Raw genomic sequence first — 26594 nt, forward strand, 5'->3', positions numbered from 1 at the left:
TTATTACACCTCCATAACTAACATATCAGGATTTGCAAGCAAGGTCTTAATGTAATTCATGAAGTTCTGAGCGGTTGCACCATCGATAATACGGTGGTCAAAGCTCAGAGACAGGGCCATAACCGGAGCTGCGACGATTTCGCCATTATTAACAACCGGCTTCTCAGTGATGCGTCCTGTACCCAGAATCGCAACTTCAGGGAAGTTGATAATTGGGGTGAAGAACATACCGCCTGCGGAACCGATGTTGCTGATCGAGATGGTGCTGCCTTTCATTTCATTCGGAGCCAGTTTGCCGTCGCGTCCGCGGACTGCCAGATCTGTAATCGCGCTTGCGATCATCCAGATGCTCTTGCGGTCAGCGTCTTTGATTACAGGAACGATCAGACCGTTGTCTGTATCTGTAGCGATACCGATGTTGTAGTATTTCTTGTAGACAATTTCGTTCGTTGCTTCATCAATCATAGCGTTAAGCGCAGGGAATTGACGGGAAGCTGCAACGAGTGCCTTCACGATGAACGGAAGGTAAGTTACCTTCACGCCTTTCTTCTCGGCTACAGGTTTCATACGGGCACGGAAGGCTACAAGCTCAGTAACATCCACTTCGTCCATAATGGTAACATGCGGTGCTGTGTATGCCGATTTAACCATAGCATTGGCAATGGCTTTACGGATACCCTTGAATGGTACGCGTTCTTCTTCCAGGTTTGCATTGCCGGAAGCTGCCGGAGAAGCAGCTGCCTTAGCTTTTGGAGCTTCTGTTGCTGCTGCAGGTGCAGATGCCGCCGCCGGAGCCGATGCCGCAGGTGCTGCTGATCCGCCCTTCAGGAAGGCTTCTACATCTTCAAGTGTGATCTTGCCGTTCTTGCCGGAGCCATTTACCTGAGAGATGTCAACACTCTTGTCACGGGCAAATTTGCGTACGCTAGGGGTTGCCAGCACTTCACGGTTAGGAGCCGGAGCTGCCGCCGCTGCTGCCGGAGCCTGGGAAGGAGCTGCTGCCTGCGCACCAGACGCTTCTGCATGACCGCCTTCCTGCTGAGGAACATCGCCTTCTGCAGCAATGATTGCCACCACTTCGCCTACACGGCATACTTGACCGTCTTTGGTGAACACTTCTACTACTGTACCGTTGACAGGAGAAGGAACTTCAACTACAGCCTTATCATTCTGAACTTCCATGATGATATCATCGTCGGTGATTTTGTCGCCGACCTTGATATGCATCTTGATGATTTCCCCTTCATGCAGACCTTCGCCGAGTTCAGGGAACTTATATTCAAAGTTGCTGGTTCCGCCTGTTGCAGGGCTGCTGGCTGCCGGAGATGATGTTGTATCTGCTCCGCCCTTTGCTGCATCTGCTTCCTGGGAAGCCTGTTCTGCAGGATGGCCGCCTTCCTGTTCAGGAACTTCGCCTTCTGCATCAATAATTGCAACTACTTCACCTACGCGGCATACCTGACCGTCTTTGGTGAAGACTTCAAGCACTGTGCCGTTAACCGGACAAGGAACCTCTACTACTGCCTTGTCATTCTGAACTTCCATTACGATATCGTCATCGGTTACTTTGTCGCCAGCTTTGATATGCATTTTGATAATTTCGCCTTCATGCAGACCTTCGCCCAGCTCAGGGAACCGGTACTCAAATTTTGCCACCTTGATAACCTCCTAAAAGTTATGTTTACATACGCTTAGTTTGTAAGCAGTACAATGTATTGCAGAAACGGGTGCCGCCCTTTTGCAAGGACGGCAAGGTCATTTCTCTTAGAATTCCATTACTTTCTTCACTGCCGCAATGACACGCGCCGGTGTAGGAATCCAGGAATCCTCGATTTGTGCGAACGGGAAGATTGTATCAGGGCCAGCTACACGAAGCACAGGAGCTTCAAGATGCAGCAGAGCTTTTTCATTAATTTGAGCAATCACTTCTGCGGCTACGCCGGAGCTCTTTTGTGCTTCTTGGACTACAATGGCACGGTTGGTCTTCTTAATAGAAGCGACAATCGTATCGATATCAATCGGGCTAACCGTACGCAAGTCGATAATTTCGGCTTTGATGCCGTCTTTTTCGAGCTGATCGGCCGCTTTGGTAGCAGTATGTACCATCAGGCCGTAAGTGATGATTGAGACATCAGTTCCTTCGCGTACTACATTAGCTTTACCCAATTCAACGGTGTATTCACCTTCAGGCACTTCTGCACGGAAAGCATGGTACAGGTTCAAGTGCTCCATGAAGAATACAGGGTCATTGTCGCGGATCGAAGCGATCAGCAGTCCCTTGGCATCGTATGGATTGGAAGGAATAACAACCTTGATACCCGGGCTCTGGGCAATCAGGCCTTCCAGGGAATCGGTATGAAGTTCGGCTGCTTTAACGCCGCCGCCGAATGGAGTGCGGAAGACTACAGGAGCATTGTATCTGCCCCCGGAACGCCAGCGCAGGCGGGCAGCCTGAATGACGATTTGATCAAGTGCTTCGAAGATGAAGCCTACGAACTGGATTTCGGCAATCGGGCGGAAACCCTGTACGCCGAGACCGAAAGCCAAACCTCCGATTGCGGATTCAGCCAGCGGAGTATCGAAGACACGCTCCTCGCCAAATTCCTTTTGCAGCCCTTCCGTTACACGGAACACGCCGCCTACATTACCAACATCCTCTCCGAAGATAAGAACATTGGGGTCACGAGTCAGTTCAACGCGCATTGCGTCACGAATTGCTTCTTTCATATTCATCTGTGCCATTGCCTGATATCCCCCTTATTCAAAATCGGCTTTTTGTTCTTCAAGATGTTTCGGAGTTACCTCGAACATGCTGTCGATCAAGCCGGGAATGGTCATTTTTTCGGTCTGTTCTGCTTTTTTAATCTGCTCGTTCACAGTTGCTTTCGCTTCTTCTCTTACGCGCAGAGTGTCTTCTTCGGTCCAAAGGCCTTTTTTCTCCAGGTACTTGGCAAGACGGGCAATCGGATCTTTCTCATTCCATTGTCCTTCTTCTTCCTTGGAGCGGTATTTACTGGCGTCATCGGACAGGGAATGCGGACGGAAACGGTAAGTTACGGCTTCAATCAATGTCGCGCCTTCGCCTTTACGGGCACGTTCAGCAGCCTGCTGAACAGCGGAGATTACCGCGAACACGTCCATACCATCGATCTTGATTCCCGGAATGCCTGCTGCAACCGCTTTGTGGGCGATCGATTTAGCTGCCGTCTGCTTCGCGAACGGAGTTGTAATCGCATAGCCGTTGTTCTGAACAAAGAAGATTACAGGAAGTTTGAAGACACCTGCATAGTTAAGGCCTTCATAGAAGTCACCTTCGGATGAACCGCCGTCACCTGTATAAGTAATAGCTACATTAGCTTGTTTCTTCAATTTGAATCCCATTGCAATACCGGTAGCATGCAGGATCTGTGCTCCGATAATGATCTGCGGCATAAGTACATTTACGCCTTCAGGAATCTGTCCGCCGTGCTGATGTCCGCGGGAATACAGGAAAGCCTGATATAATGGAAGTCCATGCCATACCAGCTGTGGAATATCGCGGTAGCCCGGGCAGACGAAATCTTCCTTCTGCAAAGCGAACTCGCTGCCGATCATCGTAGCTTCCTGACCGGATACCGGTGCATAGAAGCCGAGACGGCCTTGACGGCCCAGGTTGACGGCACGGTCATCCCAAGTACGGGTAAATACCATACGGTACATAATTTCTTTCAGTTGGTCATCGGTAAGATCAGGCATCATTTCCTTGTTGATAACTTCTCCATCCGGGGAAAGTACCGAAAGGGCTTCAACGTCCTCTGTATACACTTCATAAGGAACTCTAGTCATTATCTTCACCTCAATAAAAAAATTTGAATATCAGTGGTCTCTGTTATAGAATTATTATACACCTGTTGTAGCTGTTTCGTCAAAGAAATACGCATAAAATTTATGTTTCCATAAATTTTGTATGTATAACAGGCTTTGGAATATCCTATAACAGATAGAAGGATATTATTCAAGTAAATGATATATCCCACATTTGCCGCTTGGGTAATTTTAACGTAACACTTAGTCTAATGCAAAAATCCGACACGAAAGGTGACGATTGGACAATGAGCGAACCTGTTTTTCTGAAACGTACAATAGTGAAACAAACACTGTGGAGCGAGCATCTGCAGGAGGAACGCAAGCTGCGCATTTATCTTCCTCCCGGCTATAACGAAGTCCTCAGTTACCCGGTGGTCTACTGCCAGGACGGGGAAGAATTCTTCAACTTCGGCCGGATCGCCACGCTTGCCGGGCAGCTGATTCTGGAGCAGGATGTGGATCCCTTCATTATAGTGGGTGTCGAAGTGAACGTAGCTGTCCGCACCGAAGAATACGCTCCGTTTGGCAGCCGCTTTAAGCAGTACCTTGCATGCTTCGCCGAAGAGATTATTCCCTTCATTGAACATAATTATCCTGTACGGCGTACGCCGGAAGAACGAATCATCGCCGGCGATTCCCTGGGCGGCAGTGTCTCCCTGCATCTTGCCCTGGCTTATCCCGCCTTATTCAACCGTGTGCTCAGCCTCTCCGGCGCCTATTACCCCGAAACCCGCCAGCAGCTGGAACAGGAAGATGATCTCTCCTGGCTTCAGATCAATATGGTCGTCGGTCTGCAGGAGCGAGACTACAAGACTGATACCGGAATCTACGATTTCGTAGAAATGAACAGGGAAACCAAAGCGATGCTGGAGTCAAGGGGAGCCACCGTATCCTACCGTGAGAAGGACGGCCGCCATCTCTGGGGATTCTGGCAAAAAGAGCTACCGGAATCATTACTCTATTTCTTCAACCGCTGAAACAGCCTTTAAGGCCTAAAAAGTGAACATCTTCCGAACTTATGTACGTTGTGCAGGTGAGTGCGCTTTCAGTACAGGGCGGGCATACGGTGCCCGTCCTTAAATGTAAGGACGGCAACCGGTCATGCTGCGGATCTATGCCTGCTACAGCTTCTCGGTAATAATACGTTCCAGCAGCACTTCACAGCCGGCATTCACCAGATCATATACCTGCTCGAAATTTCCGGTAAAATACGGGTCCGGCACTTCACGAAGCTCCTCGTCCGGCAGCAGATCCATGAAGAATAACAGCTCCGACTTCTCGCCTCCGGGAATTTTGCGAACATTGTCCCCATTGGACTTGTCCATGCAGATTATATATTGAAACTTCTCAAAATCTTCGCCGCTTACCAGCCGGGCTGTCATGTGCTCATAGCTGATTCCATGCAAATCCAGAATCCCTCTTGTGCCCTCATGCGGCATCTTGCCGATATGCCAGTCTCCGGTTCCGGCTGAATCCACAGTGATTTGACTGGACAATTGCCGCTGCTCTATTTTGTGGCGCAGAACTGCTTCAGCCATCGGCGAACGGCAAATATTGCCCAGACATACGAATAACACGTTTACGATCTCTCTCACCCCCCGTGACCATTTATGCCTTCCAATCCGCGGATAAGTCTTGCGGCGAAATGCATCTGACTTCATTTTAGCGTTATGGCAGCAATTGTACAACTTTTCAAACTGCATTATACTGTTCAGGGTGACTAACTTAATAGCCACAACAAGGAGGGGATCACATTGCCATCTGGGCGTGTTGTCATATTTGCAGGCGGTGAGCTATCACCGGATGGTTTGCACCTATTAGATGAAGAGGATTTTATTATCGGAGCGGACCGGGGGGCACTTTTCCTGATTGATCACGGATACACACCTGATATTGCCGTCGGAGATTTCGATTCCGTCTCCCCCGAAGCGCTGCTGCTGATACAGACGGGAAGCAAGGAAACCATCAGCTGTGATCCGGTCAACAAGGACCTGACGGACAGTGAAATGGCGCTGGATCTTGCCCTGAATACACAGCCTGAGTCCATTCTCCTTATGGGTGTAACCGGAACCCGTATGGACCATACACTGGCCAGTATCCAGATGATGACCCGGGCACTGCAGCGTCAGGTCGCCTGTTCTATCATGGATGCGAATAACTATATTACGCTGACCGGCTCGCATGCTGTAGTCGAGGAACGCGGGTATACCTATGTCTCTCTGCTGCCTTTGACACCGGAGGTTACAGGAATTACGCTGCAGGGTTTTCAATATCCGCTGGAGAATGCCACCCTTAAGCTGGGCCAGTCTCTGGCCGTAAGTAATGTGCTGCTTGCCGCTAGCGGAACGGTTACTATTGAGAGCGGACTTCTGCTGATTATCCAGAGTAAAGACTGATTACATAGGTTTTTAGAGACATCACTGTAACCTTTGTTTCAAAAATGTAAAGCCGGGAATCTCCTTACACAGTAAGGGTTTCCCGGCTTTTTTCTATGCCTGTTCAAGCTAAATATTAATATTTTGTAACTTTTAATGAGATTTTAATAAAACGCTTACAACGTAGACCCAGCCTGCATTTGAAGCCTCTGCTCCATAATTTAGGAAATAGATAACCTGCTATACTACGAATCAGAGAAAGAAACTAGAAAGATAAACACAAACCTGGGAGGTATTACTACATGAATAAGCAACAATGGTTTAAGCAAGCAATTGCTATTGGAATGTGCACAACAATCGGGCTCGGCACCCTAATGGCTACCGGAGCAGGCACAGCCCCTGCTGCTGCCGCATCCGTATCCTCTTCCGCTGTCACAGCAGAATCCGTTTCCGCATCTTCAACCGGCTCAAGTATTGTCAGCTTCGGCAAAAAATATCTGGGTACGCGCTACCAGTTCGGTGCATCCACTTCTACTACAAGATACTTTGACTGCTCTTCATTCACGAAATATATTTTCAAGAAATATGGCGTTAACCTGCCGCGTACTTCCGTAGCCCAATCTAAAGTCGGATCATCCGTGAGCAAGGCCAATCTGCGCGTCGGCGATTTGGTGTTCTTCTCCAGCGGAAGCCGGGCAACAGGCAAGAATGTAACGCATGTAGCAGTCTATGCAGGCAATGGCAAGATTCTCCACACCTACGGTTCACCTGGAGTAACGCTTTCAGATCTGAATTCGGGCAACTGGAAAAAAACCTACCTGAAAGCACGCCGCGTACTGTAAACGCATCTGATCAGCTCTCTCTTATTAAATATTAAACGTGCTTCATTCACGATTTGTTGCAAGTCCATAGCACGGTTCTCAAAAAAGCCGGAGAGTCAGTTAAGTATTCCCTAACCTGTGACACCGCTCTCCGGCGCCCGCAGTACATATCCGGTTCCTCGTACCGTATGTATCAGTTTATTCCGGTGGCCCTTGTCTATCTTCATACGGATATGCCGGATGTAGACATCCACCACATTAGTGTCAGCGTGAAAGTGATACCCCCATACCTGCTGTAAAATCTCGTTTCTGGGACAGATTTCACCCAGATTAACGGCAAGATAGTACAATAGGTCGAATTCCTTGGGGGTCATCTTCAGCTCTATTCCGTCCCGGCTGACCTGCCGGCGGCTGGGATCGAGCAATAAGCCATCCACCTTAAGCAGCGAAGCCGCTCCTCTGCGGCGTCCGGTAAGCTTCAATAAATTGAGCACCCTGCATTTGAACTCACCGGTATGTACAGGCCTCGCCATATATTCATTGCCCCCTGCATCAAAAGCTGATACAGCTGCCGGGCCACGCGCCTCTTCATCCCCTCCGGATATCACCATCACCGGCAGAACCATCCCCTCTTCCCGCATTTCTGACACTACCCTCCAGCCTGACCAGCCTGCGGGTTCACCCAGCTCTGCGAGCAGCAGCACTGGTTCTTGACCAGACAGCAGCAAGCGAAGATCCTCTACATCTTCGCTTGTTGCTGTCTTCATACCCAGCTCACGGATTGCGGCTTCAAGCTCCACACGCCCCTCTTCCCGTTTCTTGCATTCCGCCTCAGATTCCCGCACCTCCGGCGCCGGACCGGGCGCATACCAGGCAATGATTTCATTCACAATGAAGTCCCCCACCTTCCACCTTTGTACCGGCTTGTACCGGCGCAGATGAAGCTTAGAGTTCCCGTAAAGCAAAGAGACCATTCCAGGGAATGGTCTCTTTGCTTTACTTTGCTTAGGCTACGGACGATTAATTCACGAAGTCAATCTCCTGGAAATCAGTTACCTCTACCTCCCAGCGTTTTGCAACAAATGCCTGATGCTCGGGATGGCTATTATAGGCATCATAAGCCGCCTGGTCTTCGAACTCCATCGAGAAGCCATACTGGAAGTCACATTTCACACTGACCTGGCGCAGCACCTCGAAATTCTTCACTACCGGAATGGCGCTGAGGATCTCCGCTCCGTCCCGCAGGAAGGCAGCAGTCTCCGCAGAGTCCGGGGCATGCTTCAATGTAAAAATAGCCATATGCCTGATTGTTCCGTTCTTCATCTTATCCTCCCCTTCGTTACCCGAAATACCGGTGATAGAAGCTGCGTGCCGCAGCAATATCACTGGTTCCATGAATTAATGCCCTCCCGTCGGCAAACACAACCATACGGTAAGGCTCCTCTGTAAAGGAGACCAGATACGGATTGCTCTCTACCTTGCCGCTATTCAGCCTGGAGAGGCGGGCGGCAGTCTCCTGCAGATTGAGGCTCCGGCGCTGCGCCGGGCGGATCTGCACCGTATCCCGGCCGCAGAGCACATCGCTGCGTTCTGTGTTAGCTGCAGACAGATACGGATAGACCGGACGGTCACCGCAGGATGGACAGTCTACCTTTTTCGCCGCCTTGACGCCAATCTCCTGCTGCTCGCTCTGCCAGACATCGAATGTCAGCAGCTTGCCGCGCAGCTTCTCTTTGTACCCGCCGAGCAGCTTCAGCGCCTCAGCCGTTCCATTCGCCGTAACCATCTGTACAGCTTGCGGCAGAATGCCGGCCGTATCACAGGTATCCCCGCCCAGCGGGATAGTACCCAGCAGACAATTCAGACAGGGCGTTTCACCCGGCAGGATGGTGTATGTAATTCCGTAGCTTCCGACACAGGCGCCATAGATCCAGGGAATGCCGTGTTTTTGCGCCAGGTCATTCATGATCAGCCGGGTGTCGAAGTTATCCGTCCCGTCCATAATCAGATCCACCCCCGGAAGCAGGCTCTCCATCTCCTCTGCACGCACATCCAGTACATGGGCTTCAAGCACGATTTCCGAGTTAATCTCCTTGAGTCTGGACTTGGCTGCAGCCGCTTTGGGCATCCGCAGACGGGCATCTTCTTCCGTATACAGCTGCTGACGCTGCAGATTGCTCCACTCTACATAATCGCGGTCCACAAGGATCAGCCGGCCTACCCCGCAGCGCGCCAAAGTCTCGGCAATCCCTGTACCCAGTGCACCCATTCCTACTATCAGCACACTTGACCGCGCCAGTCCCTGCTGCCCCGCAGCACCGAACGGAGTAAAGCGGACCTGTCTTGAATACCTTCCGTCCCGTCCCGCCGCTGATGCCGGAGCCGGTTTGTCATTGTCATTAGGACCCATTCCTGAACAGCCCCCTTTATCCGATAGAAAATATTTATTCCGTTTATCACTCTATATTATGAAAATCCGGGAAACAGCGCCTTGCAGCGCTCCTCCCCGGACGTTGTAATTCATCTATACAGTCTGAGCAGACCACTGCTCCACATTCCATACCTTCGTTACCCAATCCTCGTAGAATTCCGGTTCATGGGAGACAAGCAGAATCGTCCCTTTGTATTCCTGGAGCGCCCGTTTGAGCTCTGCCTTGGCAACAATATCAAGGTGATTCGTAGGCTCATCGAACAGAATCCAATTGCTCTCGCGCATCAGCAGCTTACACAGACGTACTTTGGCCTGCTCGCCACCGCTCAGCATGCTAAGCGGACGGGTAATATGTTCATTCTTCAGCCCGCAGCGTGCCAGATGGCCACGTACTTCATTCTGGGTGAGACTTGAGAATTCATTCCATACATCTTCAATCGGGGTAATATTCTCCGCCTTCATTTCCTGCTGGAAATACGCTGAACTCAGGTAATCCCCCAGATAGGTTTTGCCGCTGTAGGTCGGGATTACGCCTAGAATCGTTTTGAGCAGCGTGGATTTGCCGACACCATTGTACCCGACAATAGCAATCTTCTCTCCGCGTTCAATCATCATATTCAGCTTGCTTGGCAGCAGCGGACGATCATAACCAATCTCGAAGTCAACGCCTTCGAACACGGTCTTCCCGCTGGCCCGGCTCTCTTTGAACTGGAAGGTCGGCTTCATCGCCTCTTCCGGACGGTCAATCCGTTCCAGACGCCCAAGCTGCTTCTCACGGCTCTTGGCCCGGCCCGATGTGGAAGCCCGCGCTTTATTGCGCTGGATGAAGTCTTCCTGCTTTTTGATGAAATCCTGCTGCTTCTCATACGCATCAATGTGCTGGGCTTTGTTCATCCCCGCCATTTCCAGGAATTTCTCATAGTTGGCCGTATAGCGGGTCAGCTTCGAGAATTCCAGATGATAGATCACATCCACGATTTTATTCATAAATTCCGTATCATGGGAGATCAGCATGAAGGCATACGGATAATTTTTCAGATAATTGGTCAGCCAGTCAATATGCTCCACATCGAGATAGTTCGTAGGCTCATCGAGCAGCAGCACATTCGGTTTCTCCAGCAGCAGCTTCGCCAGCAGAACCTTGGTCCGCTGCCCCCCGCTCAGGCTGGTTACGTCCCGGTCCAGACCGATCGCCGACAGGCCGAGGCCGCCCGCCATATCCTCCACCTTCACATCAATCATATAAAAGTCGCCGATGTCCAGCTGTTCCTGAATCGTGCCCATCTGATCCAGCAGCGTTTCCAGCTCTTCGGGAGTGGCGTCGCCCATTTTATCAGTAATGGCCAGCATTTCAGCCTCCAGCTCCAGCAGCGGCAGGAAGGCATCTTTAAGCACATCGCGTACCGTTTTGCCTGCCGTAAGCTGGGTGTGCTGATCGAGATAGCCGTAACGGACACGCGGAGTCCACTCTAATTTGCCGCTGTCCTTCAACAATTTACCGGTCAAAATATTCATCAGCGTCGACTTACCCACGCCGTTAGCTCCAACAATTCCTACATGCTCTCCATCCAGCAGGCGGAAAGATACATCCTTGAACAATACCCGGTCCCCAAAGTTGTGGGAAACGTCTTCTACAGTAAGTAAACTCATAAATTCTCCGCAAGCTCCTGTCTATATTATAAATATTACGAAACGGGTTAAGCACATACATCACTCCATTCTAGCACACCTATGTCCTGCGCCGAAATAGAAAATAAGCCTAATTCCTGCAAAACACGCAGAAAAAGTAGTGATTTCAACGTTTTTTCTGAAATATTCCACTGTTTTTTGCAGAAAATCGTTTGTCCGTTCCCAGTCCAAGCATCTCTCCAACCGCTTGACCCAGCTTCCCTTTGGGCTGAAAAGGGTCCTGCTGAAGCGGCAGGCTGCACACCTTGGCCTGTCCCAAAGCAGAAGCCAGAAGCGCTGCTGAACCGCCGGCCAGCGGCAGACAGATCCGCCAGTCCGGCTGAGGGGTGAGACCGCTGCGGCGCAGCCAGTGCAGCGTATCCTCCAGCCGCCAATCCGCCCCGGAGGCCACCAGCACCGGCCTGCCGCTGGCCGTGAAGGCGGGCAGCGCCCCTTCGTAACCGCCTGTCCCCAGATCCAGAACCACGAAGGAATACGACTTCCCCGTCCGCTGAGGTAGTCCGTCAGCAGGCGCAAGCTTCCAGAAATCTACGTTGCTCCAGGTAAAGGGATGCTCCGGCAGCACTACACCATGGCTGGCACTTCTTTCAGGCACTTCTGCCATTCCTTTAATGCGATTAAATACTTGCGCTTCAGGAGCGCATTCCACCCAGGCGGTGTGGCCAGTCTGCGACAAATAATGGCTCACAGCCAGTGAAGTATGCGTTGTCCCCAGTCCCGGAGCTACGCCCAGCACAGCCACTACTAAGGTCTGCCGGGACTGCAGCCTAACAGAAGCGGCCTGTAAATCCGGCTTATGCTCCGGCGCTGTCAGCTCTGCGGCTTCGGCTTCAAGCGGTTCAAGCGCTGACAGCACCTCCTGGGCACTGCCGTACCGCTCCTCCGGATGATGACGCAGTAGGCGCCGTATTACCGGAATCAACCGGTCCGGAATGCTGCCATGCAGCTTCCGTTCCATTCCCGGCTGCCAGCTGCTGAATTGTCCGCCGGAAGCCATGTACAGCAGCAGCGCACCCAGCCCGTACAGGTCAGACAGCGGACTGCTCTGTGCACTGCCATATTGCTCCGGGGCAGCGAAGCCGGCGGTTCCCAGCTTCTCCGTGTCTTCATCAGATCCGGTTCTCAGCTTACGCGCAATACCGAAATCAATCAGCCGCAGCTCATGAGGCCCGGTCAGCATAATATTGGAGGGCTTCAGGTCACGGTATACGATCGGCGGATGATGACTGTGCAGGTATTGCAGGACCTCCAGCAGCTGCCTGGCATAGCTGATAATCCGCCCTCCCGTAAGGGCTGCCGGATGCTCAATCATGGATTGATGCAGGGTTACCCCTTCAATGTAATCCATCACCAGATAACTATAGCCGTCACGGTCCGGCGGGAAGAAATCGCCAACCCTGGGCAGCTTAGGATGATTCAGTGAGATCAGCAGCTCTGCTTCTGCCTGGATGGCTCCAATTCGATGCCCGCCCCCTTCCCGTATCACACTTTCCTTTACCGCCCATATCTTTCCCGGCAGCCGCAAATCCTCTGCCAGATATACACGGCTCATTCCTCCTGCACCGATAAGTCCGGTAATACTGTAACGTCCTCCAAGGATTTGTCCGGTTGTCAGCTTGCCCGCTACATTCATCTTTTTTCCTCCTTATTGTCACACAAAAAAGGGAAAGCATCCGCCGTCAGCACCTGGTACCGGCATGAAGCCGGCGGTGCAGATAGCGGGATGCTTTCCCTTTATCCATGAACCTAATTAATATTTAATCATATAAAGTGTAATTTCATCGCGGTTGTGGAACAGCTGCTTCGCACGCTGAATCTGCATCCGTTCACCTTCGAACATGGCAATAATCTCTTTGATCATCGCCAGCGGCTTCTTATGCATCAGCTTCACCGTGACAATGGCTGTACCGCCCGGGGTCAGACTATGGAGCAGTCCGGTAACCAGCTTCGCCATCAGCTTGGGACTCCAGCTCATATCGCAGACCAGCAGATCAAATTCATTCTCGCGGAATTTGACCTCCCCGGCATTTTTACGCAGAATCTTGAGTCCGGGATAATTACGCAGCGATTCATGCATCAGGGCCGGATCCACAGCGGTTACCTTAAGGCCGCGTTCCAGCAGGAACGAGGTCCAGCCGCCCGGGGAAGCGCCGATATCCACCGCATTCTTGAAGCTGTAGAACGGAATCGCGAATTCCTTCTCCGCCTCCATCAGCTTGAACTTGGCCCGGGAGATCTGCCCGTCCTCCTTGCGGAAGCGGATCATCCCGCCGTTCCAGCTGGAGAGATTCTCTTCCGGCCGGGATACACCGGCATACAGGGCTTCTCCATCTGCATATACGGACACCACCCATGCCGGCTCCTGTACGGTGAATTCTGCACCCAGACTGTCAAGCCGGCCCTGCAGCCACTCCCGCAGCTCTCCCGGGCTGTCTTCCCAGAAGGACGTGCTGCCCTTGCGGACATGCAGCGAGACCTTCTCACCCTCCAGCTCTGTCCGCCGGCTTAAGTATACGGCCAGCCTGTCCATAGCAGACATATCGCCTGTGTCCTGGAACTGCACCGGCTGGATATGGCGCAGGAAGATCGGCAGGTTCTGTGCCAGCATCCGCGATACCTCTTCAGGCTCTGCCTCCAGCGTTGCCAGGAACACTTCACCCGGCAGCAGCAAAGTACTTTTCACTGCTCCGAACAGGCGGCGCAGCTCCTCTTGTGCATAGGGAGCAAAGCCGTGATTCGCGGTGCAGATGTATCTTGAAATTATTTTCTCATCAGGAGCCAGATTTGGCTCGAGGGGTTCTTGCGTAAAATCATTCAAATCGATGTGCCTCCAGGTCTTATTTTTATCCAGGGACGGCCGCTATCCCATTCAACATCAACAGGTATATCGAAAGTGTCCATCAGCATTTCCCTAGTCAGCACTTCTTCCTTGGGGCCGGCTCCCGCCAGCTTCCCGTCACGGATCAGCGCTACATGGGTGAAGAGAGGTACAATCTCCTCTACATGATGCGTTACATACACTACAGCAACATTGCGCTGCTTCAGCTTGTCGATCTCGGCCAGCATCTTCTCACGCTCGTAGAGATCAAGGCCGGCGCAAGGCTCGTCCATGATCAGCAGCTTGGGCTCGGCTATCAGGCAGCGTGCCAGCATCGCTTTCTTGCGTTCCCCCTGGGACAGGGTACCAAACGGATGATACGCCAGTTCGCTGAGATTCATATCCTCCAGCAGCTTCAGCGCCTGATCCTGCACACTTTGCGGGATTGCCTGATAGAAGCGCAAGTAGGCATAAGCGCCAGTTGCGACGACTTCCCATACGGGATCGCTGAGCGAGAGCTTTTCCATCAGGGACGGACCAATATAGCCGATTTCCTTGCGCACCTCACGTACATCACACTGGCCGAATTTGTAGCCCAGCACTTCAACGGAACCCTTGCTTGGAAACAGGTAACCGGTCATCATTTCCAGCAAAGTGGTTTTACCGGAGCCGTTACGCCCGAGAATTACCCAGTTCTCGCCTTGCTTCATTTCCAGAGATACATCATCAAGAATCAGGCTTTGTTCCCTGCGCAGGGAAAGATGTTGTAAAGATATCATTATGAGGTCACTCTCCTTATGTAATCCAGTACCCGTTCTACCGAGCCCATTGAATAAAAGATTTCCGGTTCAGCGCGGCGGTCCGCCGGCACTACCATCAGTGCAGGCACACTGGATATACGGTACGTATTAATAAGTCCGGGCAGCATATTTACGTTGCCCTCAGCAATCAGAAGTCCGGGCGGCAGCAGATGCTGCGCAACCTCCAGCATACGACGTGCGGCCTTGCAGGTCCCGCACAGCGGGGTATACAAGAACACTGCAAGAGGTTCTCCCGGCCTTCCGAGCAGCTCCATCAGCTCTTCCTGATTCATATCCTTCATCCAGCCGCCGCTCCTGCAGCAATTTCCTGCAGCCTCTCCAGCCCAAGCGGGCCATTGTGCAGCTGTGTGCCGGCAGGCACGGCCGGATACAAGATTTCGTACATTTCCTTGCGCCCCTCAAGGCTGGAGGTGTGCAGATAGATTTCCCGCGGGAATAATCCTTCGAGCACCATCCTTTTGACCACTTCACCGCCGCAGAAATCGTCCGGGCCCATATCATAATCAAGCGACAGAATATCAACCGGGCCGCTGCGCAGCATCAGCAGACACTCTCCGGTGGTTCTGGCCAGCGCAAAACCGGAAGGCCGTCTTCTCATATCGTCCATATATATATTCATCACGATTCATCCTCCGCTTCAAACCAATGCCTGACTACAGCAATTTCCGCCCTGTGAGTGCCGTCAGGCCCTTTTTCCGTTTCCATCGCAATCGCTGCCACCTTGCGCAGAGGAGCAGAAGTCAGCAGTTCTCTCAGCGCCTTAACTCCAATATGGCCTTGCCCGATCTGAGCATGTCTGTCCCGCCTCGAGCCGCAGGGGAACTGGGAGTCGTTCAGATGTACGGCAGCAAGATGCGGCCAGTAACCAAGTGCTTGCCCCCTCTGCAGCAGCTCATCCGTATGCTGCGGATTCCAAATCCCTGATGCAAAGGCATGACAGGTATCGAAGCAGAAGCCGATTTTCTCCGGATAGCGGCTCAGTTCACGGACTTTAACCAGCTCTTCCAGCGTCATGCCTTCATGGCCGTGATTGCCTGCCATGTTCTCAATCAGCAGCTTTGTCTGGCCTTCCCATCCTGACAGGGTGTCATTTATACATTGTATAATATTTTGATAGCCTTGTAATGGCTCCATTCCGGCAAAATGGCCAAAATGCACCACAATGCCCAGGGATCCGCAAGCCTCGGCGATCTCCAGATCATTGCGCAGCGAAGCAGCCATAACGGCTCTGCCTGCGGAATCTGCAGCCAGATTAGTCGGATAAGGGGTATGGGCTATGGAGACCATCCCCTGTTCCCGGCAATAACTGGCACAGCTGCGGGCATCCCGGTAGTCAACCGGCTTAAGCTTCAGACTGCGCGGATTCTTCGGGAAATATTGGAAACATGACGCGCCGCTCTCCCTGGCGAACCGGGCAGCCTGCCCGTATCCGCCGCGTATGCTGACATGTGCCCCTATACCGGGATTAAGCGTCATGCTGACAATCCGGGCAATAAAATACCTTGCGTCCGGACTGCTCTGTCTTGATAATCGTTCCCCCGCCGCGCAGGCAGGGTTCGCCGCCGCGGTCATACACTTTACAAGCATTGTTGTAAGAACCGGTAACCGTATCTCCGGTCATGAACGGCATTTCCATATAACCGCCAATCTCGGTTGCCTCCGTCAGTACCTTGCGCACACTGTCATACAGCCGGGTTACTGCCTCCGGTGACAGATTCTGAACGAGCGTAGACGGCAGAAGTCTTGCTTCAAAGGCAATCTCGTCGGCATAACAATTGCCGATTCCAGCCATAACATGCTGGTTGACCAGCAGACTCTTCAGCGCACCGCGGCGTCCTTTGAGCAGAGCGGCGAAGCGTTCAGCCGTCATCCTCCGGTCCAGCAGCTCCGGTCCAAGCTTACCCATTGCCGCTTCACTTTCCTTAACAGACAGGAGATGCAGATAACCCAGGCGCAGGCCCATGAAATAAAGGATATGCTCTCCAAAAGCCAGTTCAACCTGAGTAGTCCGGTCCGGACGCTCTTCCTCTGTCCCATAGAACAAAAGTCCGCCCAGCATCAGATGAAGCAGCAGTCTTCTGCCGTCATGCAGATGGAAAAGGATATGCTTGGCACGGCGCTCTACGAACACAACACGCGCCCCAACCAGTCCGTTCACGAAATCCGCGGTCTCCATATTGATTGTTTTTTCTCTGTTAACGGTTACCCCCGTAATTGGAACATTTATTAAATGCTGGCTCAGCAGCTTTCTGTAATTCTCCATTTCCGGCAATTCCGGCATATTGTCATCTTCCCTTCCAGGTTGGTAAAAGGCATACCTTTGTCATTATACACCGAGCAGTACCATTAGTTCAGCTAAATCAGCACAAATTTCATCCGGCTTAACTCCTGTAACAGTCTGGTAGTGCTCCAGATTATCGCGTGTGGTCAGACCCGTCAGCACCAGTATCGTGCGGCACCCTGCATTTACACCGGCAGAAATGTCTGTACGCATGTTATCTCCGACTACAACCGCTTCCTCAGGTGTGATCCCCAGCAATGTTGTCGCATAGGTAATCAGATGGGATTCCGGTTTGCCGATTACTACAGGTGACACTCCGCTGGCTGCTTCAATTGCAGCTCCAAGGGTTCCGGCGCCGGGCATCACCCCGTCATCGGAGGGGAGCATCAGGTCCGGGTTGGTCAGCACAAACCTGGCTCCTTCCCGGATCCAGCGCGAGGCCCGGGCCAGCGATTCATATGTAAAAGAACGGTCGATGCCCTGGACAACATATTGCGGATTCTCCGTGACCAGGGTCAACCCCGCTTCGGCGCAGGCCTGCACCAGTCCCTCTTCTCCAAGTATCGCCACGGTTGCTTCCGGTGATTCCTCAGCAATGTAGCGTGCCGCAGCAAGCGATGAGGTGCAGACCTCTTCCGGATTCGCATCAATTCCCATCCCGCGCAGATGTGCAGCAACACTTGCCGCTGTGCGGGAAGAGTTATTCGTGACAAACAGGAACGGTACAGCCGCTCTACGCAACGCTGCTATCAACCGATCTGCATCCGGAATCATCCGGCCGCCGTGATACAAGGTTCCGTCCAGATCAATTAACAAACCACCTATATTGTTCATAATACCCCCTGTTTGAGTCCCGTTTATTTAATTCATCACATTAATAGTTAATGCTATAAATTATCTTCGCGATTTTCTAACCATTTCCCGCTATAGCCCACTGTTATTGAGTTTTTTAATGGCATCCTAGCTTTTCCGCTACTCCGTTTCGCCAATTTCTCTACTGCTTCGTACGCTTAAAGCTCTCCAACTATTTAAAATTTAACATACTTCGTCGAACGATAGCGAACCGCAGTACCAGCAGGCTTTTTATGGCACAGCCCTGTCATTTCCTGCGCTTTCCCGGAAAATAATTCATTCCCCGGGGGCATTTCCCGCGGCTCTCCGGTGGACCGGGAAGGTGCAGAATTCCTCCGCCAGCAGTGTATTCGGGAAGATGGCCTGCGCCTCTTCCAGGAGTGGAATCAGCTCCTCCTGTGAGCTGTACCGCGAGCTGAAGTGGGTCAGCAGCAGTTCACGCCCGCCTGCCTCACGTGCCAGCTCCGCAGCTTGCCGGGCTGTACTGTGATGATACTGGTAGGCCATATCCGCCAGGTCATGAGCAAAGGTAGCCTCATGAATGATCAGATCAGCATCCTGTGCCAGCGGCAGTGTTCCCTCGCAAGGACGGGTATCGCCCAGAATAGTAACAATACGGCCGCGTTTCGGCGCATGGATCACATCCGCTGCCCGGATTACAGTCCCGTCTTCAGTTGTAATATCTTCGCCTCTCTTCAGCTTGCCGTACAGCGGTCCCGGCTTCAGCCCGTAACTCTTAAGCAGCTCTGCATCGAGGTTGCCCGGACTGTCTTTCTCCGTTACCCGGTACCCATAGCTGTCAATTCTATGCTCCAGCAGTCCCGACTCAACCTTGAACGTGTCATCCTCAAATACAAGCCCGCCGCAGTGCTCGATAATCTCAAGCTTGTAAGGGATTCGCGACTGGCTTGCGGACAGTGAAATATCCAGATAAGCTTTGATCCCCGGGGGTCCATACACTGTAAGCGGTGATGTACCGCCCTGATAGCCACGGCTCGACAGCAGCCCCGGAAGGCCGAACAAGTGGTCACCATGCAAATGGGTGATAAACAGCTTCTCCAGCTTGCCCAGCCGCAGCGGTGAACGGAGAACCTGATGCTGCGTCCCTTCTCCGCAATCGAACATCCAGAACGTACGCCGTTCTTCAAGCAGCCTGAGGGCGATTGAGGTTACATTCCGCTGCAGTGTCGGTACCCCGGCATTTGTTCCCAAGAAATAAATTTCCATTATGCCCCTCCTCTCTTCTCTCGTACTTCTCACCTTATTTTTATCATGCCGGTTCTTATGAAAAGAATTCTACTCTGTTTTGGCGCTGAAAGCATCTTTCAAGCGGAATCAGACGGATACGTTACATATAAAATTCTTATATTCCCAGCAAAAAACCTCCCGGTGACGGGAGGTTCCGCTATGACGGGCACAGGCCCTTCTGACGGGTGATGATCAATCAGGGCAGTTTACAGCTTCTCCACATTGAAATACTGTGCTTCAGGATGTGCAAATACCATAGCCGATACCGAAGCCTCCGGCTCCATCATGAAGCCTTCGGTAAGGTGAACTCCGATATCCTCCGGAGACAGCAGCTTGAATAACGGCCCTTGATCCTCCAGATCCGGGCAAGCCGGGTAGCCAAAGGATACACGGATTCCCTGATAACGCGCCCCGTGTCTCTGCTTCATCGTCATATCCGCCGGGTCCGGGAACCCCCAGGTATCCCGCATCATATGGTGAACGCGTTCAGCCAGGCCTTCTGCCACCTCCAGCGCTACTGCCTGCAGGGCATGGGAACGGAGATAATCTCCCCGGTCCTTAAGCTCAGTGGACAATTCACGTACACCATGGCCGGCGGTTACGACCAGGAACCCGACGTAATCCATAACCCCGCTGTCCACCGGCTTCAGGAAGTCGGCGAGGCAGAGATACGGCTCAACGTTTTGCCGCGGGAAGGTAAAGGTATGCAGCACATTGGCAGCGTTCTGCGGGTCATAGATCAGGATATCATTCCCGCTCGACTGGGCCGGGAAGAACTGATACATGGCATGTGGAACAATGGTACCTTCCAGCATCGCCTGATGCAGAATATCGTCTACGGTTTCTTTCAATTCCACTGTACGCGCATCTCCCGCTGCCAGCTGCGCTTCCACGGAACCACGCAGCCCCAGATGATGACCGAGCAGCATCTGCATGTTCACATAAGGAATAATATGTCCAAGCGGATAATTTCGCAGGACATGACGTTCCAGATCCGGCGGGGAAAACACAGGGGCATCGGCTGAAATCTTGGAGCGGACGGCACGCGTCAGCTCGGGAAGCGGCTGCTGAGGAGCTACAGCAACGGCAGCCTCTGCCTCTTGGCGTACCTCTTCCTCAATCTTGCCCCGCTCCAGCGGATTCATCAGCCGGTTGGCGATATCCAGGCCGTCCATGGCATCCTTGGCGTATAGTACCAGGCCGTCATATTCAGGGCGGATACGGGTCTTGGTGAACTTGCGGGTTAATGCCGCACCGCCGACCATAATCGGCACATCGATACCGGCAGCGCGCAGATCCTGCGCCGTCAGTACCATCTGCTGCGCCGACTTCACCAGGAGGCCGGATAATCCGATGGCGTCAGCTTTTTCCTTGCGGAAGGCTTCAATTATATTCTCTGGCGGAACCTTTATCCCCAGATTGACGATCTCGTAACCATTATTGGAGAGGATAATCTCCACAAGGTTTTTGCCGATATCATGCACATCGCCCTTAACGGTTGCGAGCATTATTCTTCCTTTAACCGAGGTCTCATCCTTCTTCATAAACTGCTCCAGATGACCGACCGAGGCCTTCATCACTTCAGCGCTTTGCAGCACTTCAGCAACAATCAATTCATTGTTGTTGAACAATCTGCCGACTTCCGACATCCCCGCCATCAGCGGACCATTAATAATCTCAAGCGGACCGGATAACTTCAGGGCTTCGTCCAGGTCAGGAATGAGCCCTTCCTTGGTTCCTTCAACGACATACGAGGCGAGACGTTCTTCCAGCGAGAGATTGGAGATCTTCTCTTTCTTCTCGACCTTCTTCTCCCGGAAAGCCGCTACGAACGCAGACAAAGTATCGTCATTCGTATTATAAATCAGCTGTTCGGCAAGCTTGCGTTCTTCTTCCGGAATGGAGGCATAACGCTCCACCTTTTCGGTATTCACAATTGCATAATCCAGCCCGGCTTTGGTGCACTCATAGAGAAACACTGAGTTTAGCACTTCACGGCCCGCTTCCGGCAGCCCAAAAGATACATTGCTTATGCCCAGAATTGTATGAACGGAAGGCAGAGCTTCCTTGATCAGGCGGATACCGTCAATCGTCTCTTTCGCAGAACCGATATATTGCTCGTCACCTGTTCCGACAGGAAATACAAGGGTATCAAAGATCAGATCTTCAGCGGCCAGCCCGTATTTGTTCACCAGCAGATCGTATGAACGTCTGGCAACCTCCAGCTTGTCCTTAGCGAGAATCGCCTGCCCGGTTTCATCAATTGTGCCCACAACGATCGCAGCACCGTATTTATGAATCAGCGGAGTCACTAGCTCGAATTTCTCTTCACCATCTTCAAGGTTAATGGAGTTAATAATCGCCTTCCCCTGGCAATATTGCAAGGCCAGATCAATCACCTTCGGATCGGTGGTATCGATCATCAGCGGGACTTTGACCTTCTTCACTACCAGCTCGAGGAAACGTTTGATATCCTCTGTCTCATCACGGTCAGGGTCTTGCACGCAGACGTCAATGACCTGCGCTCCGCTCTTCACCTGTGCGCGGGCAATCTCTGAAGCTTCCTCATACTTGCCTTCGACAATCAGCCGCTTGAACTTCCGAGATCCCAGCACGTTGGTCCGTTCACCGACCATGTAAGGACGGTTATCGCTCTCAATGTACACGGGCTCTATGCCGGAGAGTGCCGGCGGATGAATGCCATCCAGCCCGCGCGGCGGATATGCCGACAGGGCTTCGGCCATCGCCCGGATATGATCCGGGGTTGTGCCGCAGCAGCCGCCGGCAATGTTCAGCCAGCCCTTCTCGGCGAAGCCGGCAAGCTTGCGGGCAAGTGAATCCGGAGATTCATGGTAGTTGCCGTTCTCGTCCGGAAGCCCGGCATTCGGATAGCAGCTTACCGCTGCTGAAGAAATGGCCGACAGCGAACGGATATGATCGCGCATGAATTCCGGTCCGGTCGCACAGTTTAATCCGACAGAGATCGGCTTAAGATGCTCCAGCGAAATGTAGAAGGCCTCGATGTTCTGCCCCGCAAGCGTAGTCCCCATCGGTTCGATGGTACCTGAGATCATCACCGGCAGTGTAATTCCGCTTTTCTCGAAGGCATTGTGGATGCCTATACTTCCGGCCTTCACATTCAGCGTGTCTTGGGAAGTCTCCAGCAGCAGGGCATCTACCTTGCCATCGATCAACGCGACCGCCTGCTCCTCATAGCTGTCCACAAGCTCCTGGAATGTTACTCCTCCGGTTACAGAGAGTGTCTTGGTTGTCGGTCCCATTGCCCCTATAACGTACCTTGGGCGCTCAGGTGTATCATATTTATCTGCGGCATTACGCGCCAGTCTGGCAGCCTCCAGGTTAATCTCCCGGGCCCGCTGCGGGATATCATATTCTGCAAGCACCACAGAGGTGGCGCCGAATGTGTTGGTCTCAATCAGATCCGCACCGGCTTCCAGATATTTCTCATGAATATCCTGAATCACCTCCGGCCGGGTAAGCACCAGCATTTCATTACAGCCATCCAGCTCATCCCCGCCGAAATCCTCGCCGGTAAGCGGCACCTGTTGAATCATTGTGCCCATGGCTCCGTCTAGTATCAATATGCGTTGCTGCAAGCTTTCTGCAAGTGTGAATTTGGCCACTTTCAATCCCCCCAGTAAAACATTAGAGTAAGTTTAGCAGAATAAAGGGAATTCGGAAAGCCTTCCTTTCCACCCTGCATTATTTGTATTGACAGTATAGCTACAGCTTACAAGCTCATCATGGCTGTACCGTGAGTTCTTTAGACGGCATAGAGTGCTGCGTCCGGGCAGTCACATGGGAAGTGACCGTATAGCTGCCGGCTTGCTCAAATGTACGTTCACTTATATAAGCTCCTTCTCCGTCACTTGCCCCTTTCAGCTGAGTGCTCTTGCCTGGCTCTGCATTATCTACAATTTCGAAGATCACTTCTTTGGCGTCCTCAACAACTTCTCCGTCCTGACTAATGACTGCTTTAAAAATCACCTTGTCGTTAACGGATATTTCCTCCGGACTCCAGCTTAGCTCTACCTTGATAGGTACCATTGAGGAATCAGCAGCTGCATGCATATACATATCCTCTTCATTATTCCCTGAACAGCCGGCAAGCGTCATACCCATGACAATGCAAATGAGACCTCTAAGTATCTTTGGCTTAATCATCTGGAGCCCTCCCGGTTCATCGATAGATTCATCTTCATGTTAACAACGAAAGTCAGATTGCTTTCTTCCTTATTATACACATTTTATTCAACTTGCCGGAAATAAGCTTCGTTAACCGCCCTATCACATGAGAATAGTCATATACATGAACTACATTTGTCCAAATCCTCGCAGGGATATCAAAAAAGCCAATATCCTATAAGGATACCGGCTTCATCTAATTCAGTTATAGGGAGTGTACCAATGGCAGAAGCTCCGAAAGATGGCTGATCTGATAATCCGGAGTAATGTCCGGGTCAGGAGTCTTGGCCGTCCGGTTGATCCAGACCGTCGTTAGACCTGCGGCCAATCCTCCGAGAATATCAGTCGTAAGCTTATCTCCGACCATGACCCCCTGCTCAGGCGTAATATCCAGCAGTCCGAGGGCATGCTCGAAGATTGTCTTGTCCGGTTTCCCTTTACCGAAGCTTCCAGAAATGACAATATGGTCAAAATACGGAATAAGCTCAGGTACACCATCAAGCTTCTCCTGCTGAAGTGCAGGACAGCCATTCGTCAACAGCAGCAGCTTCACCTTGCCGCGCAGCTCATCCAGCACCTGAAGCGTCTCTTCATATATATAAGGACGGCTGCGGCGCTCAGCGGCGAACTTGGCCGCGAGGCGTTCCGCCAGCGCTTCATCGTCCACTCCAAGAGAGGCAAGGCCGCGGCGCCAGGATTCGGTGCGGTAGGCCGGAGCAAGCTGTTCCAGCTGCCGGAATTCCGGCTGGTCTCCAGCTGTGAAGTTAGCCCATAGTGCCTCAAAAGGATTAATCCCGATCAGCTTCGTGAACGGAAAAGTCTCGTAAGACTCATAAAGCGCACGCGCTTCTCTGCGCACCGCCTGTTCAAGCTCCTGCGGATCAACAGAATCCCCTGCAGCCTCAGAGGCGTAGCGGAATGCTTCTTCCACACTTCGATCATCCCATAGCAGTGTATCGTCAAGGTCAAATAGTACGGCGGTAATCGGCATTTCGTTCTCCCACTCCCTATGCTGGTCTATCTTACTATTCGTGCACTACTTCAATGTTGTTGTTCTTGCCGAATTGTTCCAGGCGTGCAGCCATAGCGGCGGTATCATACCGGTTGATCAGCTTGGAGAAAATCCACTGCTTGCGCTTGCCTTTATACTTAATGGTAACTACACTGCGCGACAAGGTAATCTTCTCGATTTCAGCTGCTGGCAAAAAGCGTTCACGGTTGTATTTAATAGTAGACAGACGGGCGCGTTCCACCTTAAGGAACGGACGGCGGAAGAATAGCAGCGCGGCAAGCAGGAAGTACAGTACTACCCCCAGCCAGTTAGCCAGTATTCCGCTTCCTTTCGCTTCATCAATGGAACCGACTACCCAGAACATAATGCCAAGCAACAGCAATACGACAGGGAATACAATATTCCGGCCTTTGAAAATATCGGTGCTCTTTGCAGCAGCTTTAGAGCTCGTTGCATAAATCGTCTCTTTTCCCTGCTTCTTTCTTTGCTGATTGATTTGCTTGGTGTTGCGTTGAACCATTCTTTCCCAAGAACGGGCCATGTTAGTTCCCCCTAGTCATCCTGTATTATCTATGAAAAGGCCGCAGACTAAGCTTTACGTCCGTTGTTGCCTTCTTCATGCTCCGGATTATCCACAATCTCAATGGTATCAAGCTGGGCCCGGAAATTGCTGCGGATATTGCCCAGATAAATCTCGCGGAGTTTGGCGCGTTCTGCCAATTCTTCCTCATTCAGGCCGCTTTCCTTATGTTTGCGTGCCAATTCATTGATGCGTGCGACCAATTCGTCAATATTCAATACTTTCCCCTCCCCAATAAATTCATTCTAACTTTGCCATGAGAAAAAGAGCTTGTCAAGGTCTACCCCCTGAAAGCTCTCTTAGTCGAACACCATTATGCTTCTTTCGGTTAATATACCGGCACGGACAGTATATCTCCTGCCTTAATTCCACTGTCCTTCAGACCATTTGACTTCTTGATTCCTTCTATATATACGGCAGTCCTCATATCATCCGGTTTATTCTTGAGGGCAATGCTCCACAAGGTGTCTCCGCGTTCAACTACGATCCGTTTCTCAGGCTTCATTAAAGTGACAGAACCAGCGAACACATTACCGACTACTGTAAATCCGGAGATCGTGAGTAATAGTATCAGAGATATCTTGATAAAGCTGACCTGGCGGAATATTGAGGTAAGTACAGACAGCAGGCGAAGGGTCTTGTCTCTGAATTGTGCCAATGGATTATGGGGTAATGGATTACCGGGAGCGGACACCTTGATATCCTCATTGTAGATACTATTGTAGGTACTGTATTTTAACATAAATATCGTCCTCCAAACACTTGTTCTTACTTTCGAAAATAATATAACACGAACATGTGTTTTGATCAATAGTTTTTTCGAACAACTGTTCCCTTTATTTTTTAGGCTATAATTCTCACAATTTAGAACTTATGTTTGTACGAACGGCAGTTCTATGTTATAATTTTCCCAAACATAGTATATGGGGTTGATTCCGATGTCAAAGATTTCGAGTCGCCAGCTGGCGATCCTGGAATTTATACGTAACGAAGTCCGCAGCAAGGGTTATCCTCCGTCCGTTCGGGAAATTGGCGAAGCTGTTGGCCTGGCCTCCAGTTCTACAGTGCACGGTCATCTGGACCGGCTTGAGAAGAAAGGCCTGATCCGGCGCGATCCTACGAAGCCGCGTGCAATTGAACTGCTCGGCCAGGAAGATTCAGAGAATGTACATCAATTCGTCCAGACGGTTACCCGTATCCCTGTAATTGGCAAGGTTACTGCTGGTGTTCCTATTACCGCTACAGAGAATATTGAGGATTACTTCCCGCTTCCTACTCATTACGTAGGGGATAACAAGGTATTCATGCTTTCTGTACTCGGCGACAGCATGGTTGATGCCGGTATTATGAACGGCGATTATGTTATTGTCCGCCAACAGCAAACCGCTGACAATGGTGACATCGTTGTTGCGATGACTGAAGAAGATGAAGCAACCGTTAAGACCTTTTACAAAGAACGTGATCATATCCGGCTGCAGCCGGAGAACCCGGCTTACGAGCCTCTCCGCCTTAACCGCGTTACTATTTTGGGCAGAGTCATTGGATTATTCCGCGATATCCATTAATCTTTCTCCTCCATAATCAGGCTGCTCCGCATCACGCGAAGCAGCCTTT

Annotated in this window: 27 protein-coding genes; 4 read left to right on the top strand and 23 right to left on the bottom strand. The window is 51.6% G+C overall.

Annotated elements, in window-relative coordinates:
• Window positions 1-3: 3 nt before the first annotated feature.
• The 3 genes from P40081_RS19680 to pdhA all read right to left on the bottom strand — a co-directional run bounded on the left by P40081_RS19680 (window position 4) and on the right by pdhA (window position 3825).
• A complete protein-coding gene (locus P40081_RS19680) occupies window positions 4-1656 on the bottom strand; it encodes a 2-oxo acid dehydrogenase subunit E2 (RefSeq protein WP_042137840.1) in 1653 nt (550 codons plus the stop codon).
• A 108-nt stretch (window positions 1657-1764) separates the two neighbouring features.
• Window positions 1765-2742 (bottom strand): alpha-ketoacid dehydrogenase subunit beta, encoded by a 978-nt coding sequence (locus P40081_RS19685; RefSeq protein WP_042137842.1) that lies wholly within the window; start codon window positions 2740-2742, stop codon window positions 1765-1767.
• A 15-nt stretch (window positions 2743-2757) separates the two neighbouring features.
• Window positions 2758-3825 carry a pyruvate dehydrogenase (acetyl-transferring) E1 component subunit alpha gene (gene pdhA, locus P40081_RS19690; protein WP_039299153.1) on the bottom strand — a complete coding sequence of 356 codons (1068 nt, stop codon included), beginning with the start codon at window positions 3823-3825 and terminating at the stop codon, window positions 2758-2760.
• A gap of 266 nt (window positions 3826-4091) precedes the next feature.
• Here pdhA and P40081_RS19695 point away from each other — a divergent pair, with 266 nt between their 5' ends.
• On the top strand, window positions 4092-4823 hold the full coding sequence (locus P40081_RS19695) for an alpha/beta hydrolase (RefSeq protein WP_042137844.1): 732 nt from the start codon (window positions 4092-4094) through the stop codon (window positions 4821-4823).
• A 144-nt stretch (window positions 4824-4967) separates the two neighbouring features.
• Here the strand turns inward: P40081_RS19695 and P40081_RS19700 are convergent, their stop codons facing one another.
• On the bottom strand, window positions 4968-5432 hold the full coding sequence (locus P40081_RS19700; RefSeq protein WP_042141256.1) for a low molecular weight protein-tyrosine-phosphatase: 465 nt from the start codon (window positions 5430-5432) through the stop codon (window positions 4968-4970).
• Window positions 5433-5600: 168 nt separating this feature from the next.
• Between P40081_RS19700 and P40081_RS19705 the strand changes: the two genes are divergently transcribed.
• Window positions 5601-6242: a thiamine diphosphokinase gene (locus P40081_RS19705; RefSeq protein WP_042137846.1), complete on the top strand. Its 642-nt coding sequence runs from the start codon at window positions 5601-5603 to the stop codon at window positions 6240-6242.
• A 281-nt stretch (window positions 6243-6523) separates the two neighbouring features.
• Window positions 6524-7063 (top strand): C40 family peptidase, encoded by a 540-nt coding sequence (locus P40081_RS19710; RefSeq protein ID WP_042137848.1) that lies wholly within the window; start codon window positions 6524-6526, stop codon window positions 7061-7063.
• 110 nt (window positions 7064-7173) lie between these two features.
• On the opposite strand, the gene P40081_RS19715 is transcribed toward P40081_RS19710, so the two are convergent.
• From P40081_RS19715 to P40081_RS19805, 19 genes are all read right to left on the bottom strand, one after another.
• Complete coding sequence (locus tag P40081_RS19715; RefSeq protein WP_197074251.1) at window positions 7174-7932, bottom strand: response regulator transcription factor; 759 nt, start codon at window positions 7930-7932, stop codon at window positions 7174-7176.
• 130 nt (window positions 7933-8062) lie between these two features.
• The gene (locus P40081_RS19720) at window positions 8063-8365 is read right to left on the bottom strand and encodes a Dabb family protein (protein ID WP_042137851.1); all 303 of its coding nucleotides are present in this window, start codon (window positions 8363-8365) and stop codon (window positions 8063-8065) included.
• A gap of 16 nt (window positions 8366-8381) precedes the next feature.
• Window positions 8382-9452 (bottom strand): ThiF family adenylyltransferase, encoded by a 1071-nt coding sequence (locus P40081_RS19725; protein WP_042137853.1) that lies wholly within the window; start codon window positions 9450-9452, stop codon window positions 8382-8384.
• A gap of 114 nt (window positions 9453-9566) precedes the next feature.
• The gene (locus tag P40081_RS19730; protein ID WP_042137854.1) at window positions 9567-11123 is read right to left on the bottom strand and encodes an ABC-F family ATP-binding cassette domain-containing protein; all 1557 of its coding nucleotides are present in this window, start codon (window positions 11121-11123) and stop codon (window positions 9567-9569) included.
• Between the two features lie 145 nt (window positions 11124-11268).
• Window positions 11269-12795 (bottom strand): serine/threonine protein kinase, encoded by a 1527-nt coding sequence (locus P40081_RS19735; protein ID WP_042137855.1) that lies wholly within the window; start codon window positions 12793-12795, stop codon window positions 11269-11271.
• Window positions 12796-12912: 117 nt separating this feature from the next.
• Window positions 12913-13980, bottom strand: a complete 1068-nt coding sequence (locus tag P40081_RS19740; RefSeq protein ID WP_042137856.1) for an SAM-dependent methyltransferase — start codon at window positions 13978-13980, stop codon at window positions 12913-12915.
• Entirely contained in the window at window positions 13977-14759 is a 783-nt protein-coding gene (locus tag P40081_RS19745) for an ABC transporter ATP-binding protein (RefSeq protein ID WP_042137857.1), read from the bottom strand. Before P40081_RS19745 ends, P40081_RS19740 begins: the two co-directional genes overlap by 4 nt.
• Window positions 14759-15082 carry a thioredoxin family protein gene (locus P40081_RS19750; RefSeq protein WP_042137858.1) on the bottom strand — a complete coding sequence of 108 codons (324 nt, stop codon included), beginning with the start codon at window positions 15080-15082 and terminating at the stop codon, window positions 14759-14761. Before P40081_RS19750 ends, P40081_RS19745 begins: the two co-directional genes overlap by 1 nt.
• Window positions 15079-15420: a cyclic-phosphate processing receiver domain-containing protein gene (locus P40081_RS19755; protein WP_331281731.1), complete on the bottom strand. Its 342-nt coding sequence runs from the start codon at window positions 15418-15420 to the stop codon at window positions 15079-15081. Before P40081_RS19755 ends, P40081_RS19750 begins: the two co-directional genes overlap by 4 nt.
• On the bottom strand, window positions 15420-16277 hold the full coding sequence (locus P40081_RS19760; RefSeq protein WP_042137860.1) for a deoxyribonuclease IV: 858 nt from the start codon (window positions 16275-16277) through the stop codon (window positions 15420-15422). The genes P40081_RS19755 and P40081_RS19760 overlap by 1 nt, the downstream gene beginning before the upstream one ends.
• Window positions 16267-17082, bottom strand: a complete 816-nt coding sequence (locus P40081_RS19765) for an Fpg/Nei family DNA glycosylase (RefSeq protein WP_042137862.1) — start codon at window positions 17080-17082, stop codon at window positions 16267-16269. Before P40081_RS19765 ends, P40081_RS19760 begins: the two co-directional genes overlap by 11 nt.
• A 45-nt stretch (window positions 17083-17127) precedes the next feature.
• Window positions 17128-17916 (bottom strand): TIGR01457 family HAD-type hydrolase, encoded by a 789-nt coding sequence (locus P40081_RS19770; protein ID WP_042137864.1) that lies wholly within the window; start codon window positions 17914-17916, stop codon window positions 17128-17130.
• 294 nt (window positions 17917-18210) lie between these two features.
• Entirely contained in the window at window positions 18211-19161 is a 951-nt protein-coding gene (gene rnz / locus P40081_RS19775) for a ribonuclease Z (protein WP_042137866.1), read from the bottom strand.
• 227 nt (window positions 19162-19388) lie between these two features.
• A complete protein-coding gene (gene metH, locus P40081_RS19780; RefSeq protein ID WP_371916260.1) occupies window positions 19389-22766 on the bottom strand; it encodes a methionine synthase in 3378 nt (1125 codons plus the stop codon).
• 178 nt (window positions 22767-22944) lie between these two features.
• Entirely contained in the window at window positions 22945-23367 is a 423-nt protein-coding gene (locus tag P40081_RS19785) for a FixH family protein (RefSeq protein ID WP_042137869.1), read from the bottom strand.
• A gap of 226 nt (window positions 23368-23593) precedes the next feature.
• Window positions 23594-24379, bottom strand: coding sequence for an HAD family hydrolase (locus P40081_RS19790; protein WP_042137871.1), 786 nt, complete (start codon window positions 24377-24379; stop codon window positions 23594-23596).
• A gap of 34 nt (window positions 24380-24413) precedes the next feature.
• Entirely contained in the window at window positions 24414-24941 is a 528-nt protein-coding gene (locus P40081_RS19795) for a hypothetical protein (protein ID WP_042137873.1), read from the bottom strand.
• A gap of 47 nt (window positions 24942-24988) precedes the next feature.
• Window positions 24989-25198, bottom strand: coding sequence for a DUF896 domain-containing protein (locus tag P40081_RS19800; protein WP_042137875.1), 210 nt, complete (start codon window positions 25196-25198; stop codon window positions 24989-24991).
• 110 nt (window positions 25199-25308) lie between these two features.
• The gene (locus P40081_RS19805) at window positions 25309-25722 is read right to left on the bottom strand and encodes a LysM peptidoglycan-binding domain-containing protein (protein WP_042137878.1); all 414 of its coding nucleotides are present in this window, start codon (window positions 25720-25722) and stop codon (window positions 25309-25311) included.
• 196 nt (window positions 25723-25918) lie between these two features.
• On the opposite strand from P40081_RS19805, the gene lexA reads away from it, so the two are divergent.
• On the top strand, window positions 25919-26545 hold the full coding sequence (gene lexA / locus P40081_RS19810; RefSeq protein ID WP_039299199.1) for a transcriptional repressor LexA: 627 nt from the start codon (window positions 25919-25921) through the stop codon (window positions 26543-26545).
• The last annotated feature ends 49 nt before the right edge of the window (window positions 26546-26594 follow it).

Source organism: Paenibacillus sp. FSL P4-0081 (assembly GCF_000758565.1).
GTDB lineage: Bacteria > Bacillota > Bacilli > Paenibacillales > Paenibacillaceae > Paenibacillus_AQ > Paenibacillus_AQ phytohabitans.